16 protein-coding genes are annotated in these 17,802 nt (G+C 65.8%); 6 read left to right on the top strand and 10 right to left on the bottom strand.

What is annotated here, in order from left to right; all coding sequences use genetic code 11:
• Nucleotides 1-24 precede the first annotated feature (24 nt).
• The 4 genes from BLS50_RS13435 to BLS50_RS13415 all read right to left on the bottom strand — a co-directional run bounded on the left by BLS50_RS13435 (nt 25) and on the right by BLS50_RS13415 (nt 5,267).
• On the bottom strand, nt 25-1,044 hold the full coding sequence (locus BLS50_RS13435) for an NAD(P)H-quinone oxidoreductase (RefSeq protein WP_074802407.1): 1,020 nt from the start codon (nt 1,042-1,044) through the stop codon (nt 25-27).
• Between the two features lie 148 nt (nt 1,045-1,192).
• Nucleotides 1,193-3,340, bottom strand: a complete 2,148-nt coding sequence (pnp, locus tag BLS50_RS13430) for a polyribonucleotide nucleotidyltransferase (protein ID WP_011545817.1) — start codon at nt 3,338-3,340, stop codon at nt 1,193-1,195.
• A gap of 290 nt (nt 3,341-3,630) precedes the next feature.
• Nucleotides 3,631-3,900: a 30S ribosomal protein S15 gene (rpsO, locus tag BLS50_RS13420; RefSeq protein ID WP_006398792.1), complete on the bottom strand. Its 270-nt coding sequence runs from the start codon at nt 3,898-3,900 to the stop codon at nt 3,631-3,633.
• A gap of 107 nt (nt 3,901-4,007) precedes the next feature.
• Nucleotides 4,008-5,267, bottom strand: coding sequence for a branched-chain amino acid ABC transporter substrate-binding protein (locus tag BLS50_RS13415; RefSeq protein ID WP_074802405.1), 1,260 nt, complete (start codon nt 5,265-5,267; stop codon nt 4,008-4,010).
• 166 nt (nt 5,268-5,433) lie between these two features.
• Between BLS50_RS13415 and BLS50_RS13410 the strand changes: the two genes are divergently transcribed.
• The 3 genes from BLS50_RS13410 (at nt 5,434) to BLS50_RS13400 (ending at nt 8,565) form a co-directional block, all read left to right on the top strand.
• Complete coding sequence (locus tag BLS50_RS13410) at nt 5,434-5,946, top strand: hypothetical protein (protein ID WP_006478258.1); 513 nt, start codon at nt 5,434-5,436, stop codon at nt 5,944-5,946.
• Between the two features lie 382 nt (nt 5,947-6,328).
• Nucleotides 6,329-6,973, top strand: a complete 645-nt coding sequence (locus tag BLS50_RS13405; RefSeq protein WP_006478257.1) for a carbonic anhydrase — start codon at nt 6,329-6,331, stop codon at nt 6,971-6,973.
• Between the two features lie 41 nt (nt 6,974-7,014).
• The gene (locus BLS50_RS13400; RefSeq protein ID WP_012328910.1) at nt 7,015-8,565 is read left to right on the top strand and encodes a SulP family inorganic anion transporter; all 1,551 of its coding nucleotides are present in this window, start codon (nt 7,015-7,017) and stop codon (nt 8,563-8,565) included.
• A gap of 72 nt (nt 8,566-8,637) precedes the next feature.
• Here BLS50_RS13400 and BLS50_RS13395 read toward each other — a convergent pair whose 3' ends face one another.
• From BLS50_RS13395 to BLS50_RS13365, 6 genes are all read right to left on the bottom strand, one after another.
• Nucleotides 8,638-10,182 carry a 2-isopropylmalate synthase gene (locus BLS50_RS13395; protein ID WP_011545821.1) on the bottom strand — a complete coding sequence of 515 codons (1,545 nt, stop codon included), beginning with the start codon at nt 10,180-10,182 and terminating at the stop codon, nt 8,638-8,640.
• 342 nt (nt 10,183-10,524) lie between these two features.
• Complete coding sequence (gene pssA, locus BLS50_RS13385; protein ID WP_006478254.1) at nt 10,525-11,397, bottom strand: CDP-diacylglycerol--serine O-phosphatidyltransferase; 873 nt, start codon at nt 11,395-11,397, stop codon at nt 10,525-10,527.
• Nucleotides 11,398-11,412: 15 nt separating this feature from the next.
• Nucleotides 11,413-12,057: a phosphatidylserine decarboxylase gene (locus tag BLS50_RS13380; protein WP_006491035.1), complete on the bottom strand. Its 645-nt coding sequence runs from the start codon at nt 12,055-12,057 to the stop codon at nt 11,413-11,415.
• Between the two features lie 127 nt (nt 12,058-12,184).
• Entirely contained in the window at nt 12,185-13,201 is a 1,017-nt protein-coding gene (gene ilvC, locus BLS50_RS13375; protein WP_006478252.1) for a ketol-acid reductoisomerase, read from the bottom strand.
• 105 nt (nt 13,202-13,306) lie between these two features.
• Entirely contained in the window at nt 13,307-13,798 is a 492-nt protein-coding gene (gene ilvN / locus BLS50_RS13370; protein WP_006398781.1) for an acetolactate synthase small subunit, read from the bottom strand.
• A 111-nt stretch (nt 13,799-13,909) separates the two neighbouring features.
• Nucleotides 13,910-15,673, bottom strand: a complete 1,764-nt coding sequence (locus BLS50_RS13365; RefSeq protein ID WP_006478251.1) for an acetolactate synthase 3 catalytic subunit — start codon at nt 15,671-15,673, stop codon at nt 13,910-13,912.
• A gap of 355 nt (nt 15,674-16,028) precedes the next feature.
• On the opposite strand from BLS50_RS13365, the gene BLS50_RS13360 reads away from it, so the two are divergent.
• Genes BLS50_RS13360 through BLS50_RS13350 form a run of 3 tightly spaced genes read left to right on the top strand, consistent with a single transcriptional unit; the run spans nt 16,029 to nt 17,796 of the window.
• Nucleotides 16,029-16,592: an RNA polymerase sigma factor gene (locus tag BLS50_RS13360; RefSeq protein ID WP_006478250.1), complete on the top strand. Its 564-nt coding sequence runs from the start codon at nt 16,029-16,031 to the stop codon at nt 16,590-16,592.
• Nucleotides 16,589-17,008 (top strand): DUF3619 family protein, encoded by a 420-nt coding sequence (locus tag BLS50_RS13355; protein WP_074802404.1) that lies wholly within the window; start codon nt 16,589-16,591, stop codon nt 17,006-17,008. Before BLS50_RS13360 ends, BLS50_RS13355 begins: the two co-directional genes overlap by 4 nt.
• A 26-nt stretch (nt 17,009-17,034) precedes the next feature.
• Nucleotides 17,035-17,796: a DUF3106 domain-containing protein gene (locus tag BLS50_RS13350; RefSeq protein ID WP_074802403.1), complete on the top strand. Its 762-nt coding sequence runs from the start codon at nt 17,035-17,037 to the stop codon at nt 17,794-17,796.
• Nucleotides 17,797-17,802: the final 6 nt, after the last annotated feature.

The raw sequence follows: 17,802 nt of genomic DNA, 5'->3' as shown, positions 1-17,802 counted from the left end.
ATGTCAAGCCCGCCGCACGGGCCGTCAGGCGTTCGTTCCCCAATCGAGCACGATCTTGCCGGTATGCTCGCTGCTTTCCATCAGCGCATGCGCCTGTGCGGCGTCCGCGGCGGGCAACACGCGATAGATCACCGGCTTGATGCGGCCGTCGGCGAGCAGCGGCCACACGCGCGCCTTCAGCTGCGCGGCGATACGGGCCTTGAATTCGACCGGGCGCGGACGCAGCGTCGAGCCGGTCACGGTCAGCCGGCGGCGCAGGATCTCGCTCAGGTTGACCTCGGCCTTCGCGCCGCCGAGCAGCGCGATCAGCACGAGACGGCCGCCGTCCGCGAGCGCGGACAGCTCGCGCGGCACGTACGAGCCCGCCACCATGTCGAGGATCACGTCGGCACCGCGATCGTGCGTCAGCGACTTCACGACTTCGACGAAGTCTTCGGTCTTGTAGTTGATCGCGCGCTCGGCGCCGAGCGCCTCGCACGCACGGCATTTGTCGGCGGTGCCGGCCGTCGCGAACACGCGAAAGCCGAGCGCATGCGCGATCTGGATCGCCGTCACGCCGATGCCGCTCGAGCCGCCCTGCACGAGCAGGGTCTCCTGCTCGCCGCCTTCGCACGCGCCGAGCTGCGCACGGTCGAACACGTTGCTCCACACGGTGAAAAACGTTTCGGGCAGCGAGGCGGCCTCGATATCGGTGAGGCCATCCGGCACCGGCAGGCACTGCGGCAGCGGCGCGACCGCATATTCGGCATAGCCGCCGCCCGCGAGCAGCGCGCACACGCGATCGCCCAGTTTCAGCCCGAACGGGTTCAGGGCCGCATCGGACAAATCGCCACCGACGATCTCGCCCGCGACCTCGAGGCCCGGCAGATCCGACGCACCCGGCGGCGGCGCATAGGCACCCTTGCGCTGGAACACGTCGGGCCGGTTCACGCCGGAAGCCGCCACCTTGATCAGCACCTCGCCGCGCTTCGGTTCGGGGCGCGGACGCTCCGCGAGCTTCAGCACGTCGGGGGCGCCGAATTCGGTGATTTCGATGGCTTTCATGGTGAGAGTCGCTCCAGGATCGGAATCGGATGGCACGCCCGTGCGCACGGCGCGGGCGCCTCGCCGGCGCTGCTGCGCCGCACAACGATGCTACAGAAAAAACGGCCGGCACGCTTTCGCACTGCCGGCCGTTGATCCGCCTGTCCGCTTACTGCTGCGGCGGCGTATCCGACTGCGCTGCCGCCGCTGCTTCATTCAGCAGCGCCTTGGCCGACAGACGCACGCGACCCTTCTCGTCCGTCTGGATCACCTTGACCTTCACCTGCTGACCTTCCTTCAGGTAGTCGTTGATGTCCTTCACGCGCTCGTTGACGATTTCCGAGATGTGCAGCAGGCCATCCTTGCCCGGCAGCAGATTCACGATCGCGCCGAAATCGAGCAGCTTGAGCACCGTGCCTTCGTACACCTGACCGACTTCGATCTCGGCCGTGATTTGCTCGATGCGCTTCTTCGCTTCGGCCATGCCTTCGCTGCTCGTGCTGGCGATCGTCACGACGCCGTCATCCGAGATGTCGATGGTCGTGCCCGTTTCTTCCGTCAGCGCGCGGATCACCGAACCGCCCTTGCCGATCACGTCGCGGATCTTTTCCGGGTTGATCTTGACCGTGATCATGCGCGGCGCGAATTCCGACAGTTGCGTGTTCGCACCTGACACCGCCGACGTCATCTTGCCGAGGATGTGCAGGCGGCCTTCCTTCGCCTGCGCGAGCGCGACCTGCATGATTTCCTTCGTGATGCCCTGGATCTTGATGTCCATCTGCAGCGCCGTCACGCCTTGCTCCGTGCCGGCCACCTTGAAGTCCATGTCGCCGAGGTGGTCTTCGTCGCCGAGGATGTCGGTCAGCACCGCGAACTTGTTGCCTTCGAGGATCAGCCCCATCGCGATACCCGCGACGTGCGCCTTCATCGGCACGCCGGCGTCCATCAGCGCGAGGCAGCCGCCGCACACCGAAGCCATCGACGACGAACCGTTCGATTCGGTGATTTCCGACACGACGCGGATCGAGTAGCCGAATTCGTCGGCGCTCGGCAGGCACTTGACCAGCGCGCGCTTGGCCAGCCGGCCGTGGCCGATTTCGCGGCGCTTCGGCGAGCCGACGCGGCCCGTTTCGCCGGTCGCGAACGGGGGCATGTTGTAGTGGAGCATGAAGCGCTCGCGGTATTCGCCTTCGAGCGCGTCGATGATCTGCTCGTCACCCTTCGTGCCGAGCGTCGCGACGACCAGCGCCTGCGTCTCGCCGCGCGTGAACAGCGCCGAGCCGTGGGTACGCGGCAGCACGCCGGTGCGGATTTCGATCGGACGCACGGTGCGCGTGTCACGGCCGTCGATGCGCGGCTCGCCGTTCAGGATCTGCGAACGGACGATCTTCGCTTCGATGTCGAACAGCACGTTGCCGACCGTGGCCTTGTCGGCCGCGACCGTACCGGCCGCCAGCGCGTCTTCCTCGAGCTTCGCCGAGGTTGCCGCGTAGACTTCCTTCAGCTTCGCCGAGCGCGCCTGCTTGTCGCGCAGCTGGTAAGCGGCGAGCAGATCGTTCTGCGCCAGCTCGGTCACGCGTGCGATCAGCGCCTCGTTCTTCGGCGCCGGCTGCCAGTCCCACTCGGGCTTGCCGCCGTCGCGCACCAGTTCGTGGATCGCGTCGATCGCGATCTGCATCTGCTCGTGGCCGAACACCACGGCGCCCAGCATCACTTCTTCCGACAGTTGGTCGGCTTCCGACTCGACCATCAGCACGGCGCGCTCCGTACCCGCGACGACGAGGTCGAGGCTCGATGCCTTGAGCTGGTCACGCGTCGGGTTCAGCACGTATGCGTTGTCGATGTATGCCACGCGTGCGGCACCGACCGGGCCGTTGAACGGCAGGCCCGACACGGCGAGCGCGGCCGATGCGCCGATCAGCGCGGGGATGTCGGCCGGGATTTCCGGGTTCACGGACAGCACGTGGATCACGACCTGGACTTCGTTGTAGAAGCCTTCCGGGAACAGCGGGCGCAGCGGACGGTCGATCAGGCGCGACGTCAGCGTCTCGTGCTCCGACGGACGGCCTTCGCGGCGGAAGAAGCCGCCCGGGATCTTGCCGGCCGAGTAGGTCTTCTCGAGGTAGTCGACGGTCAACGGGAAGAAATCCTGGCCCGGCTTCGCCGACTTCGCGCCGACGACGGTTGCCAGCACGACGGTGTCTTCGACGTCGACGATCACGGCGCCGCTCGCCTGGCGGGCGACTTCACCGGTTTCGAGGCGCACCTTGTGCTGGCCCCACTGGAATTCCTTCACGACCTTGTTGAACATGGACATGGTTGCTCCTTTGTATTCATGCATTTCATTCGCCGCGCCGGCCATCCCGCGCGGCGGCGTCCCGACCGAATCACCCGGAGCAAGGTGTGTTTTTTATGCCATTCCAGCGCGGCGCTCAGGCAGCGACGCGCTGGAATGACACAAATCCTGCCCCGGTATCGGTCGTGGCGGCGGCCCCGCACGAACGTGCCGGACAGCCTGCGATGCGTGTGACGCTACGCACCGCGCAAAAACAAAATGCCTGTATCAGCGGACTGACACAGGCATCTTGCTGGCGGCAATCGCCTCGATTACTTACGCAGACCCAGCTTCTCGATCAGTGCGCGGTAACGGTCGGCATCCTTGCCCTTGAGGTAGTCGAGCAGCTTGCGGCGGCGGCTCACCATGCGCAGCAGGCCGCGGCGGCTGTGGTGATCCTTCGCGTGGGTCTTGAAGTGACCCGTCAGTTCGACGATACGTGCGGTCAGCAGTGCGACCTGGACTTCGGGCGACCCCGTGTCGTTGGTACCGCGGGCGAACTGAGCAACGACTTCCGACTTCTTGATATCTGCAACAGACATGTGATTTCCTTTCTAACTGAACAGGCGGACACGGAAGAATGGCCGTGCCGTGACTTACAACCGGCGCGCATTGTAGCACAACTCGGTGCCGTTCTTACCGCCCTCCGTCACGGGCGCGTCATCGAACACGTCGACGGCATCTCCGTACGCTGCGCCGGCACCGCGAGCACCGTCCGGAAGCCATAGCCCGATCCCTCGTTGTCGAAGCGCACGCCCGGCGTGCCGACCTTGTCCATCTCCATCACGTAAAGGGGCTGGATCAGCTGGTGATCCTGGGCGCGCATCCGCGACGCGTGGAAGCCGTCGTCGAACGAGAGGCCCTCGAGCGCACGCGCGACCGCCGCCGGGTCGGCCGAACCCGCGCGGGTCAGCGCCGCGGCCAGCATCTCGATCATCTGGCTCATCCGCCGCACCGGGTAGTCGTCCTGCGCGGCCGGGAAACGGGTCCGGAACGCGCGGTAGAACGCGTCGGACTTGGCGCCGCCCGCGTTCGGATGCCAGTCGGCCACCGCCACGACGTGGCCGACACCCGCGTCGCCGAGGGCCGCCGGCGCGCCGAGGCTGTTGCCGTAGAACGTATAGAACTTCGCGTCGAGCCCCTGTTCGCGCGCCGCCTTCACGAGCAGCGTGAGGTCGTTGCCCCAGTTGCCGGTCACGACGGCGTCCGCGCCGCTGGCGCGGATCTTCGCGATATACGGCGAGAAATCCTTGATCCGGCCGATCGGGTGGAATTCGTCGCCCGCGATCGTCACGTCCGGGCGCCGCGCCGCGAGCGCCTGCCGCGCGAGGGCGCTGACGTCATGGCCGAAGCTGTAGTCCTGGTTCAACAGATAGACCTTGCGCAGCGCGCGATCGCGCGCCATCACGTCCGCGAGCGCGGCCATCCGCATGCCGGCATGCGCATCGAAGCGGAAATGCCAGAAACTGCAACGCGCGCCGGTCAGCGCCGGATCGTCGGCCGAATAGTTCAGGAACAGCATCCGGTTGTCCGGATCGCGCGCGTTCAGCTTGTCGAGCGCGGCAACGAGCGCGGCCGCGACGGCCGAGCTGTTGCCCTGCGCGACGAAGCCGACATTCCGGTCGGCGGCCGCGCGCAACTGCACGAGCGCCTCCTCCGGGCTGCCCTTGCTGTCGAGCACGACGAGTTCGAGCGGATGCGCGCCGTCGCGCAGTTTCACGCCGCCCGCCGCATTGACCCGCTCGACGCCGAAGCGCAGATTGCGCTCCACCGCCGCGCCCGCGTTCGCGAACGGGCCCGACATCCCTTCGATCAGCGCGATCCGCACCGGCTCGCCGCCGGCAAACGCGGACGACACCAGCATCCACCCCGCGCTCCACGCGAGCGCGCACCGTTTCCACCCCTGCATCGGCCACCTGCCCTTCAATCTGCCCGAGAAGCGCGGATCATAGGCCGCCGCGCCAGCCACCCGCAAGCGCGACAGCCTGCGATCCGCACCGATTTTTTCCGCGCGATGCGCCGTCGCGCGCCGTCCGTGATAAAACGGGACTTGTTTCCGTGTTCTGGAGAATCCGATGCGCATTCGCATTCCCGCGCGCCTGCCCGTGCTGATCGCCGGTGCGGCCGCGCTGCTGGCCGGTTGCGCGCAACCGTGGCAGCAATACCAGGCCGGCCAGGACGAGTCGGCGATCGTCGCGCGCATGGGCCCGCCGCGCGAGATCTACGACCTGCCCGGCGGCGGCAAGCGGCTGATGTGGCCGACCCAGCCGATGGGCGAAATCACGGTCGCGGCCGACGTCGATGCAGCCCACCGAATCGTCAACGTGCGCCAGGTGCTGCAGCCGAGCGAGTTCTATCGCGCGGAGATCGGCAAGTGGACGAAGACCGACGTCCTCGTCAATTTCGGACGCCCGGTCGAAACCTCCTACTTCCCGCTGATGAAACGCGAGGTGTGGACGTACCGGTATCTCGAGGACAACGTCTGGTACATGATGTACAGCTTCTACTTCGATCCGCAGGGCATCCTGCGCACCACGCAGAAAACACCGGACCCGCTGCACGATCCCGATCGCCGCACCCTGTTCTGACCGATTGCGTATTTATACGCAATTGTCGCAATGGCCATTCACGAATTATTGCGTGAATGGCCATTTCATTTTTTCCGCTGCCTTATTTAATTCAACGAATAAGACGGAAAATTTTTCCGATCGATGACATTGCGATGGCAATACGCTGAACACCCCGTCATGCGGGCCGTAGCGGGAAACAGGCACGGCCGGTGCGTGGCATGCGTCGCGCTGGTGCATGCAATGCACTACGCCCAATCAATTTGAAACAATTTGTATCAACCCACCGCAGTGCTAGGGCATACCCCTAATATCAGTCGAAAATCCAACCTTTCAATTTAGAAAGCATGCGATTGCGCCATTTCGTTCGATATTTATTTGCCTTTATCAAAAAGGAGTCCTCATGAATCGCCCCAAGAGCATGCTGGTTGCCAACATTGCCTGGGCCCGCGAGACGCGCGAACACACGCCCGGCTTCTTCGACGCGCTCGCGCGCGGCCAGAATCCGCGCGTACTGTGGATCGGTTGCGCCGACAGCCGCGTGCCAGCCGAAACCATCACGCACTGCGCGCCCGGCGAGCTGTTCGTCCATCGCAACATCGCGAACCTGTTCCACCCCGACGACGACAATTCCGCCAGCGTGCTCGAGTACGCGGTGCGGGTGCTGAAGGTCGACCACGTGATCGTGTGCGGTCACTACGGGTGCGGCGGCGTGCGTGCATCGCTGCTGCCGCCGCCCGCGGACCTGCCGCACGTCGCGCGCCGCATCGCGCCGCTCTGCGCGCTCGCGCGGCGCCATCGCGACACGCTCGACGGGCTCGACGAGCTCGCCGCCGCCGACCGCCTCGCCGAGCTGAACGTGCTCGAACAGGTTCGGCTGCTGCGCGCGTCGCCGATCGTGCGCGGCCGCGAGCGGCCACCGCTCGTGCATGGCTGGATCTTTTCGCTCGCGGACGGCCGCCTGAAGGAGCTCGATTCCGGCTATGCGGCGTCGCCGACCGAAGCCGAGCCCGAGCCCGAGCGCGCTGCCGCCGTCGCGCTCGGTTGACCCGCGCCCTGCCCCTCCACGCCAACGAAACCACCCCAACCATGAAACTGAACGAGCGCCTGTCCACCCTGCCGCGCGACATCGTCGCCGGCATCGTCGTTTTCCTCGTCGCGCTACCGCTCTGTCTCGGCATCGCCAATGCGTCCGGCGTCGAGCCGTTCGCCGGGCTCGTGTCGGGCATCGTCGGCGGCATCGTCGTCGCACTGCTGAGCGGCTCGTCGCTGTCCGTCAGCGGGCCGGCCGCCGGCCTCGTCGTGATCGTCGTCGAAGGGATTGCGCAACTCGGCAGCTTCTCCGCGTTCCTGCTCGCGGTGCTGCTGTCCGGCGTGCTGCAGTTCGGCTTCGGCATGCTGCGCGCCGGCCGCTTCGCCGCTTACGTGCCGTCGCCCGTCATCAAGGGCATGCTCGCCGCGATCGGCCTGCTGCTGATCGTGAAGCAGATTCCGTTCGCATTCGGCCTCGGCGGCCAGGCCGCGCAATCGTTTGCGAATTGGCCGAGCCTGCCGACCGCATGGGCCGCCACGGCGATCGCGCTTGCGTCGCTCGGGCTGCTGATCGCGTGGGACACGCCGGCTCTCAAGCGCTTCGCGTGGGTGCGCTCGGTACCCGCGCCGCTCGCGGTCGTCGTGCTCGGTATCGGCGCGACGCTCGTGCTCGGCGTGGTCGCACCGGCAGCCGCACCGGGCGCCGCGCATCGCGTCACGCTGCCCGAATTCGACTCGTTCGCGGCGCTCGCGGCATCGCTCAAGCATGCAGAGCTCGGCCCGAACTTCGCGCAACTGCTCAATCCGGACGTATGGCGCGTGGCGATCACGCTTGCGGTCGTCGCAAGCCTCGAGACGCTGCTGTGCCTCGAAGCGGTCGAACAGATCGATCCGAAGCGGCGGCCGACGCAACCCGATCGGGAGCTGAAGGCGCAGGGTGTCGGTAACCTGGTCGCGGGCGCCGTCGGCGGCCTGCCGATCACGTCGGTGATCGTGCGCAGTTCGGCCAACGTCAACGCCGGCGCGCAAAGCCGGATGTCCGCGATCGTGCACGGGGTCCTGCTGCTTGCGAGCGTGTTTGCGCTCACCGGCCTGATCAACCTGATCCCGCTCGCGAGCCTGGCCGCGATCCTGATCCACACCGGCCTGAAGCTCGCGAAGCCCGCGCTGTTCCGCTCGGTCATGAAGCAAGGCCCGGCCGCGTTCGCGCCGTTCGCGGCGACGATCGCGGGTGTGCTGGCGGTCGACCTGCTGTTCGGCATCGCGCTCGGCCTCGCATGCAGCGTGCTGGCCGTCGCCGTCGCGAACCTGAAGAGCCCCGTCACGCTCGCGCAGCATGACGATCACTTCCTGCTGTCGTTCCGCAAGGACGTGTCGTTTCTCGGCAAGGTGCAGGTCAAGCACCACCTGCGGCACATTCCGGACCGGGCGGCGGTGATCATCGACGCGACGCGCGCCGACTACATCGATCACGACGTGCTCGAACTGCTCGATGCGTTCGTCGCCGATGCGCCGCGGCGCGGGATCGCGGTCGAGTTCCGCCGGCGCAATCCGGCGCCACGCCCGGCGGCGCGCCGCTGGCTGTTCCGCGCGCCGGCCGCGGAATGAGCGGCCAATGAAAAAACGCCCCGGCGGCGCAGGGCCGCACGGGGCGTCTCGGTGCCGCACACCGCGCGGCGCTTACGCGCGCTGCGGGTTGAGCTTGTCGTCCTTCGAGTGCAGCTTGTTCAGCGCGGAAATGTACGCCTTCGCGGATGCGGCGACGATATCCGGATCGGTGCCCACGCCGTTGACGATCCGCCCGCTCTTCGACAGCCGGACGGTCACTTCGCCCTGCGCCTGCGTGCCGGTCGTGATCGCGTTGACCGAGTACAGCAGCAGCTCGGACCCGCTGCCGACTTCACCCTCGATCGCATTGAACGTCGCGTCGACCGGGCCGTTGCCGCGCGCCTCGCCGGTCACTTCCTTGCCTTCGACCGCGAACACGACCTTCGCCTGCGGCTGCTCGCCCGTTTCCGAACGCTGCGACAGCGACACGAACTTGAAGTGCTCCTGTTCCTGCGCGAGCGCCGATTCCTCGGACACGATCGCGATGATGTCCTCGTCGAAGATCTCGGCCTTGCGGTCGGCCAGATCCTTGAAGCGCATGAACGCGGCATTCAGTTCGGCTTCGCTGTCGAGCGACACGCCCAGCTCCTGCAGACGCTGCTTGAACGCGTTGCGGCCCGACAGCTTGCCGAGCACGATCTTGTTCGCGGTCCAGCCCACGTCTTCCGCACGCATGATCTCGTAGGTGTCGCGCGCCTTCAGCACGCCGTCCTGGTGAATGCCCGATGCGTGCGCGAATGCGTTGGCGCCGACCACCGCCTTGTTCGGCTGCACAACGAAGCCGGTAATCTGCGACACGAGCTTCGACGTCGGCACGATCTGCGTCGTGTCGATGCCGACGTCGAGACCGAAGTAGTCCTTGCGGGTCTTCACGGCCATCACGATTTCCTCGAGCGACGTGTTGCCCGCGCGCTCGCCGAGACCGTTGATCGTGCATTCGATCTGCCGCGCACCGCCGATCTTCACGCCGGCGAGCGAGTTCGCCACCGCCATCCCGAGGTCGTTGTGGCAATGCACGGAGAAGATCGCCTTGTCCGAGTTCGGAATGCGCTCGCGCAGCGTCTTCACGAGGTTGCCGTAGAGTTCCGGCACGCCGTAGCCGACCGTATCAGCGATGTTGATCGTCGTCGCGCCCTCGGCGATCACGGCTTCCAGCACACGGCACAGGAAATCGAGATCCGAACGGCTGCCGTCTTCCGGCGAGAATTCGACGTTGTCGGTGAACTTGCGCGCGAAACGCACCGCGAGACGCGCCTGCTCGAACACCTGGTCCGGCGTCATCCGCAGCTTCTTCTCCATGTGCAGCGGCGACGTCGCGATGAACGTGTGAATCCGCGCGCTGTTGGCCGGCTTGAGTGCGTCCGCCGCGCGCTGGATGTCCTTGTCGTTGGCCCGCGCCAGCGAACAGATCGTGCTGTCCTTCACGAGACCGGCGATCGTGTGGATCGCGTCGAAATCGCCGTTTGAGCTGGCGGCGAAACCGGCCTCGATCACGTCAACCTTCATCCGCTCGAGGTGCTTCGCGATGCGGATTTTCTCTTCCTTCGTCATCGACGCGCCGGGCGATTGCTCGCCGTCACGCAACGTCGTATCGAAAATGATCAGCTTGTCTGTCATGGGGGGCTCCAGGGTCTTTTATACGGAAGTCAAACGTAACGAGATCGCGCCACCGCTGGCGACGCTCAACAACAGACGAGGCTTGAGACGGAGGGCGAGAACGGTCAGCGCGGCAGGCGCGCCGAAGCTGGCGCGCGTAGCGGCGCACCGGCTAGAAGGAGGGAGAAGCGGGGAAATGCAGTCATGCCGCAGACTATAGCGACATTCCGTGGGCCGCGCAATTGGACGACACCCGGGGACGGCACCCGGGAACCGTGAACCGGCGCGGCCCGGCCCGCAAAAAGGGGCAAATGGAAACGGCGGCCCCGAGGCCGCCGTTTCCGGGCAGATCGTGCGTCAGCGTCAGTGATCGCGCTGCGACGAGCGCGCCGGATTCGCGCGCCCGCGGATGGCCATGTAGGCCCAGAACACGTAGCCGGACAGCCCATACAGCACGAACAGGCAGAACAGCATCAACGGCGGATCGGACGACACGAGCACGAACGCGACGACGACGAGCAGGATCGCCGCGAACGGCACGCGGTGCCGCACGTCGAGCGCCTTGCCGCTGTAGAACGGTGCGTTCGACACCATCGTCACGCCCGCATAGATCGTCAGCACGAACGCGACCCACGGCAGCCAGCCGAGCTTCATCGGCACGCGGTTGTCGGTCGCGAGCCACACGAAGCCGGCGATCAGCGCGGCGGCGGCCGGGCTCGGCAGCCCCTGGAAGAAGCGCTTGTCGACCACGCCGATGTTCGTATTGAAGCGCGCGAGGCGCAGCGCGGCGCCCGAGCAATAGACGAACGCGGCGAGCCAGCCCCAGCGGCCGAGATCCTTCAGCACCCACTCGTACATCACGAGCGCGGGCGCGACGCCGAACGACACCATGTCGGAAAGGCTATCGAACTGCTCGCCGAACGCGCTCTGCGTATGGGTCATGCGCGCGACGCGCCCGTCCATCCCGTCGAGCACCATCGCCACGAAAATCGCGATCGCGGCGATCTCGAAGCGTACGTTCATCGCCTGCACGACCGCGAAGAAGCCGCAGAACAGCGCGGCGGTCGTGAATGCGTTCGGCAGCAGATAGATGCCGCGCGTCTTCAGGAACCGCTGGCGCGCGGCGCGGCGGCTCTCGAGCGGCGCCGCATCGGGCGCCATCACCTTGTTGCGGCGGAACGGGCGTGGCGTCTGGCCGGAGCCGTTACGCGGCCGACGCGGTTTGAATGCGGCCATCGTGCGCCCCGCCGCTTACTGTTCGAGCTCGGCGAGGATCGTCGACGACGCGTAGACCTTCTCGCCGATCGACACCTTCGCGCGGCTGCCGAGCGGCAGGTACACGTCGACGCGCGAACCGAAGCGGATGAACCCGTAACGCTGGCCGCGCGACAACGGCTCGCCGGCGCGCACGTAGCAGAGGATCCGGCGGGCGATCAGCCCGGCGATCTGCACGGACGTGACGGTCTTGCCGCTCGCCGTCTGGATCACGACCGCATTGCGCTCGTTCTCGGTCGACGCCTTGTCGATCGCCGCGTTCAGGAACGCGCCCGGGAAATACTCGACCTTGCTGATCGCGCCATCGACCGGCGAACGCTGCGAATGGACATTGAAGACATTCATGAACACGCTGATCTTCAGCGCTTCGCGGTTCGCGTACGGATCCTGCGCGGTCTCGACCGCGACGATGCGGCCGTCCGCCGGGCACAGCACCGCGTTCGGCTGCGCCGGGATCGGGCGCTGCGGATCGCGGAAGAACTGGACGACGAAAACGAGCAGCAGCCAGAACGGCCACGCGAAGCCGAAGCCCCCGACGGCATGGATCAACAGCGCGATGACGGCTGCAATCGCGATGAACGGCCAGCCTTCGCGCGCGATGATCGGATGAGGATAGTTCATGGATTCGTTCTGTGTTCGGTGAATTGCAAAGCACGTAGCATAACAAAAGCCGCCCGGGGCACTGCTGCCTTCGGACGGCTTTTTGATGCCGACCCTCCACTCGAAGGGCCGGAACAGCACGAGGTGCTTAGTTCTTCGTCTGGTCGACGAGCTTGTTCTTCGCGATCCACGGCATCATCGCACGCAGCTTCGCGCCGACCTGCTCGATCTGGTGCTCGGCCGTCAGGCGGCGGCGCGACTGCAGCGTCGGGGCGCCTGCCTTGTTCTCGAGAATGAAGCTCTTCGCGTACTCGCCCGTCTGGATGTCGGTCAGGCACTGCTTCATCGCCTTCTTCGTCTCTTCCGTGACGACGCGCGGGCCGGTCACGTACTCGCCGTACTCGGCGTTGTTCGAGATCGAGTAGTTCATGTTCGCGATGCCGCCTTCGTAGATCAGGTCGACGATCAGCTTCAGCTCGTGCAGGCACTCGAAGTACGCCATTTCCGGCGCGTAGCCGGCTTCGACCAGCGTCTCGAAACCCGCCTTGATCAGCTCGACGGTACCGCCGCACAGCACGGCCTGCTCGCCGAACAGGTCGGTTTCGGTCTCTTCACGGAAGTTCGTCTCGATGATGCCGGCACGGCCGCCGCCGTTCGCCGCCGCGTACGACAGCGCGATGTCGCGTGCCGCGCCCGACTTGTTCTGCGCCACCGCGATCAGGTGCGGCACGCCGCCACCTTGCGAGTACGTGCCGCGCACGGTGTGGCCCGGCGCCTTCGGCGCGATCATGATCACGTCGAGGTCGGCGCGCGGGATCACCTGGCCGTAGTGCACGTTGAAGCCGTGCGCGAATGCGAGCGCCGCGCCCTGCTTGATGTTCGCGTGGACTTCCTTCGCGTACACGTCGGCGATCTGCTCGTCCGGCAGCAGCATCATGACGACGTCCGCGCCCTTCACCGCTTCCGCGACTTCCTTGACCGACAGGCCGGCGTTTTCGGCCTTGCTCCACGACGCGCCGCCCTTGCGCAGGCCGACCGTCACGTTCACGCCGCTGTCCTTCAGGTTCAGCGCGTGTGCATGGCCTTGCGAGCCGTAGCCGATGATCGTGACTTGCTTGCCCTTGATGAGGGAGAGGTCAGCGTCTTTGTCGTAGAAAACGTTCATGATGGTTCCTTCGCTAATTCAAAAAATTCAATAATTCGTTCGGATGGAGTACTGCGGGCCGGGACATGACGGCGCACCCGGCGTGCCTCTTTGGCTATGTCGGCATCACACCTTCAGGATGCGCTCGCCGCGTCCGATGCCGGAGCTGCCGGTGCGCACGGTCTCGAGGATCGCGCCCGCGTCCAGCCCCTGGATGAATGCGTCGAGCTTGTCGCTCGCGCCCGTCAATTCGATCGTGTAGGTCTTCTCGGTCACGTCGATGATGCGGCCGCGGAAAATGTCCGACATCCGCTTCATTTCTTCGCGCTCCTTGCCCACTGCACGTACCTTGATCAGCATCAGCTCGCGTTCGATGTGTGCACCGTCGGTCAGGTCCACCACTTTCACCACCTCGATAAGGCGGTTCAGATGCTTCGTGATCTGTTCGATCACGTCGTCGGAGCCAATGGAAACGATGGTGAGCCGCGACAGCGATTGGTCTTCGGTCGGCGCCACCGTCAAGGTTTCGATGTTGTAGCCGCGTGCGGAAAACAGGCCGACCACACGCGACAGCGCGCCCGGTTCGTTCTCCAGCAGGACGGAAATGATGTGTCTCATGTTCGCTTCTTCCAGAATGTGTCCGTGTCGATTCACTCGCGCCGCGCGCCGCCGCGTGCCGCACCGCCCTTCGTGAAGGCGGCTGCATCGGGCCAGACGCGCGTCGCGCCGTTACAGATCTTCCGATCCGAGCAGCATCTCGGTGATGCCCTTGCCGGCCTGTACCATCGGCCAGACGTTTTCGGTCGGATCGGTCTGGAAGTCGAGAAACACGGTGCGGTCCTTCAGGCGCAGCGCTTCCTTCAGCGCCGGCTCCACATCCGAAGTCTTTTCGATCCGCATGCCGACATGGCCGTACGCTTCGGCGAGCTTCACGAAATCGGGCAGCGCATCCATGTACGAATGCGAATAGCGCTTGCTGTATTCGATCTGCTGCCACTGGCGGACCATGCCGAGGTAGCGGTTGTTCAGCGAAATGATCTTCACGGGCGTGTCGTACTGCAGGCAGGTCGACAGTTCCTGGATGCACATCTGGATCGAGCCTTCGCCCGTGATGCACAGCACGTCGTCGTCCGGATGGGCCATCTTCACGCCCATCGCCGCCGGCAGGCCGAAGCCCATCGTGCCGAGGCCGCCGGAGTTGATCCAGCGACGCGGCTTGTTGAAACGGTAGAACTGCGCGGCCCACATCTGGTGCTGGCCGACGTCCGAGCACACGAACGCATTGCCGTCCGTCAGCTCCCACGCCTTCTCGACCACGTACTGCGGCTTGATGATCTCGCTTTCGCGGTCGAACTTCAGGCAGTCCTTCGCGCGCCAGCCTTCGATGTCCTTCCACCATTGCGCGAGCGCCTCGGTGTCGGGGCCATGCTCGGCCGTCTGCAGTTGCTCGATCAGCTCCTTCAGCACTTCCTTCACGTCGCCGACGATCGGGATGTCGACCTTCACGCGCTTCGAAATCGACGACGGGTCGATGTCGATGTGAATGATCTTGCGCGGGCGCGACGCGAAGTGCGCCGGGTCGCCGATCACGCGGTCGTCGAAGCGGGCGCCGATCGCGATCAGCACGTCGCAGTGCTGCATCGCCATGTTCGCTTCGTAGGTGCCGTGCATGCCGAGCATGCCGAGGAATTTCTTGTCCGACGCGCGATAGCCGCCGAGGCCCATCAGCGTGTTCGTGACCGGGTAGCCGAGCAGGTCCGCGAACTGGTTCAGTTCACGCGACGCGTCGGCAAGGATGATGCCGCCACCCGTGTAGATGTACGGACGCTTCGCGGTCAGCAGCAGCGACACGGCCTTGCGGATCTGGCCCGAATGGCCTTTCGTGACGGGGTTGTACGAACGCAGCGACACGCTCTTGATCGGCTCGTACTGGCACGGCGTCTTCGAGATGTCCTTCGGGATGTCGATTAGCACCGGGCCCGGACGGCCGGTGCGGGCGATATAGAACGCCTTCTTGACGGTTGCCGCGAGGTCGCGCACGTCCTTCACGAGGAAGTTGTGCTTCACGCACGGACGCGTGATGCCGACGGTGTCGCATTCCTGGAACGCATCCTGGCCGATCGCGGCAGTCGGCACCTGGCCGCTGATCACGACCATCGGGATCGAATCCATGTAGGCCGTTGCGATGCCGGTCACCGCGTTGGTGACACCGGGGCCCGACGTCACGAGGCAGACGCCGACATTGCCGGTGGAGCGCGCATACGCATCGGCTGCGTGCACGGCCGCCTGTTCATGGCGCACCAGCACGTGCTGAATCTTGTCCTGCTTGTACAGCTCGTCGTAGATGTAGAGAACCGAGCCGCCGGGGTAGCCCCAGATGAATTCGACGTTTTCGTCGGCCAGTGCCTTCATGAGCACGGTACCGCCGATGGAGTCGCTATCGGGAGGGGAAAGGGGTTCCGACGTGGAGAATTCCGCGCTGGGCATGTTCATTTTGACCTTTCGAATTTTCGGCAAAAAATTGATCGGGTGCTCTCTGCCGGGCTTGTGACTCGGGTTCAAGCGGCGCGTCCAGTTTGAAGGGCGGGCTTCTTGGGCCAGCCTCAAATGAGACCATCACTTCATGTTGCGAATCGCTGACGATAGCGGGTCGTGATGGGGCCGTCAAGCAAAATATCCCGCAGCGCATCATGCACGCCGCCGGGCGCCCCGCCGACGCGGCTCGCGCGCAACGTGCGGCGCCTGACCCGGTGCCAAGCCGCACGAAAATTTGATAGCATCCGCGGGTTTTACGAAATTTTTCGACCTTTTACACCACGCAGCGGGCCGCAGCGCATACCTTCACGGAATGGCATCAGACAAGGAACTCGCCGACTTTCTGGCGGGCGTCGAAAGGCGCGCGTTCAAGCAGGCTGCGTACGCCGTGCGTGACGACGATGCGTCGCTCGACATCGTGCAGGACGCGATGATCAAGCTCGCGGAAAAGTACGGCGACCGGCCGTCGGCCGAGCTGCCGCTGCTTTTTCAGCGGATCCTGCAGAACGCGATCCACGACTGGTTCCGCCGGCAGAAGGTCCGCAATACATGGGTGACGCTCTTCTCGTCGCTGAACAACACCGACGACGACGACTTCGACCCGCTCGAAACACTCGAATCCGCGGACGACAACGCGGGCGTCGAGAGCAGCGAGCACCGCCTCGAACGAGAGCAGGTTCTGGCCCTGATCGACGAAGAAATCCAGAAACTTCCGGCGCGTCAACGGGAAGCGTTCCTGATGCGTTATTGGGAAGATATGGATGTCGCCGAGACTGCCGCCGCAATGGGGTGCTCCGAGGGCAGCGTCAAGACGCACTGCTCACGAGCCACTCATACCCTGGCGCAAGCGCTCAAGGCCAAAGGAATCACGCTATGAGCTCCGCAAACCGAGAACACGAATTCGCGCTGAAGGTGCGCCGCGCGCTGGACGAGCGCGCGGCCGCGCTGCCTGCCGCGACCACCGATCGGCTGGCCGTCGCCCGCCGGGCCGCGCTCGCGCGCAAGAAGCCCGAAGCCGCGACCGCGCCGGTGTTCGTGCCGGCCTTCGCCGGCGCGGCCGGCACCTACGGCCCGACGCCCGTGAACCGCCCGCCGACGTCATTCGGCCGCCGCCTGCTGCGCGCATGGCCGCTCGCGTTGCTGCTCGCGGGGCTCGTCGGCATCGCGTACTGGGAAGACATGCAGCGCACCGCCGAACTCGCCGACATCGACGCGGCGATGCTCAGCGACGACCTGCCGCTCAACGCGTATCTCGACCACGGGTTCAACGCGTATCTTTCGCGCGCTCACTAACAGACAATAACGAGGGGATCGTACGGGTGAGTCAGAAGCGCGGCCTGGCCGTATTTTTCGGATGCGTGATCGCGATCGCCGTTTCCTACGTCGCCACGTATCCCCGATTCCACCCGGCCCCCGCGACGACGCCCGTCGCGACCACCAGTTCCGCCGCGCCGGCGTCGGCCGCGGCCGGGCTGACCACCGAACTTCCCCCGCTGCCGCTTCCCCTGCCGCTGCCGGCCGGCCCGCTGTCGTGGGCGCGCCTCACGCCGGCGCAGCACGCGGCCCTCGCCCCGTTCGCCGACCAGTGGGACGGCTTCAGCGATGCCCGCAAGCGTAAATGGCTGAAGATCGCATCGCGTTTCGCGAAGTTGTCGCCGGATGACCAGAAGCGCCTGCAGGAGCGGATGACCGAATGGGCGAAGATGACGCCCGAGCAGCGCCGCGTCGCACGCGAGAACTACCAGAGCGCGAAGGAGCTGTCCGCGCAGGCGCGCGAGCGCGCGTGGAAGGCCTACCAGCAACTCCCCGAGGAGCAGAAGGAACGGCTTGCCGCCGCCGAACGCCGCCGCAAGCCGAGCGTCGTCAGCGCGCCGCCGACCGTCGCCGACCGTGACGTCCGCCGCCTCGTCAATTCGCACGAACACCCGGCCAGCGGCGCGGCCGCCGCCCCGGCGCCCGCGTCGGCCGGCGTCGCCGCGCAGCCGGTGCCCGCGTCGTCGACGTCCGGCACCGCATCCGCACCGGCCGCCGTGGCGCCGGTGTCGCCCGCCGACGCGCCTTCGCTGTTCAAAGGCTCCTGAACGGCC

Origin of the sequence: Burkholderia orbicola (assembly GCF_900100915.1) — a bacterium.
In the GTDB taxonomy this organism is placed as follows: Bacteria; Pseudomonadota; Gammaproteobacteria; order Burkholderiales; family Burkholderiaceae; genus Burkholderia; species Burkholderia orbicola.
This window is presented reverse-complemented; position numbering and strand designations above follow the sequence as displayed.

Excerpts from the sequence above, each read along its gene's own strand:
- ilvC (WP_006478252.1), bottom strand. The coding sequence starts at position 13,201 with ATGAACGTTTTCTACGACAAAGACGCTGACCTCTCCCTCATCAAGGGC.
- rpsO (WP_006398792.1), bottom strand. The coding sequence starts at position 3,900 with ATGTCTGTTGCAGATATCAAGAAGTCGGAAGTCGTTGCTCAGTTCGCC.
- BLS50_RS13360 (WP_006478250.1), top strand. The coding sequence starts at position 16,029 with ATGGCATCAGACAAGGAACTCGCCGACTTTCTGGCGGGCGTCGAAAGG.
- ilvN (WP_006398781.1), bottom strand. The coding sequence starts at position 13,798 with ATGAGACACATCATTTCCGTCCTGCTGGAGAACGAACCGGGCGCGCTG.
- BLS50_RS13405 (WP_006478257.1), top strand. The coding sequence starts at position 6,329 with ATGAATCGCCCCAAGAGCATGCTGGTTGCCAACATTGCCTGGGCCCGC.
- BLS50_RS13355 (WP_074802404.1), top strand. The coding sequence starts at position 16,589 with ATGAGCTCCGCAAACCGAGAACACGAATTCGCGCTGAAGGTGCGCCGC.
- BLS50_RS13415 (WP_074802405.1), bottom strand. The coding sequence starts at position 5,267 with ATGCAGGGGTGGAAACGGTGCGCGCTCGCGTGGAGCGCGGGGTGGATG.
- pnp (WP_011545817.1), bottom strand. The coding sequence starts at position 3,340 with ATGTCCATGTTCAACAAGGTCGTGAAGGAATTCCAGTGGGGCCAGCAC.
- BLS50_RS13400 (WP_012328910.1), top strand. The coding sequence starts at position 7,015 with ATGAAACTGAACGAGCGCCTGTCCACCCTGCCGCGCGACATCGTCGCC.
- BLS50_RS13395 (WP_011545821.1), bottom strand. The coding sequence starts at position 10,182 with ATGACAGACAAGCTGATCATTTTCGATACGACGTTGCGTGACGGCGAG.
- BLS50_RS13410 (WP_006478258.1), top strand. The coding sequence starts at position 5,434 with ATGCGCATTCGCATTCCCGCGCGCCTGCCCGTGCTGATCGCCGGTGCG.
- pssA (WP_006478254.1), bottom strand. The coding sequence starts at position 11,397 with ATGGCCGCATTCAAACCGCGTCGGCCGCGTAACGGCTCCGGCCAGACG.
- BLS50_RS13365 (WP_006478251.1), bottom strand. The coding sequence starts at position 15,673 with ATGAACATGCCCAGCGCGGAATTCTCCACGTCGGAACCCCTTTCCCCT.
- BLS50_RS13380 (WP_006491035.1), bottom strand. The coding sequence starts at position 12,057 with ATGAACTATCCTCATCCGATCATCGCGCGCGAAGGCTGGCCGTTCATC.
- BLS50_RS13435 (WP_074802407.1), bottom strand. The coding sequence starts at position 1,044 with ATGAAAGCCATCGAAATCACCGAATTCGGCGCCCCCGACGTGCTGAAG.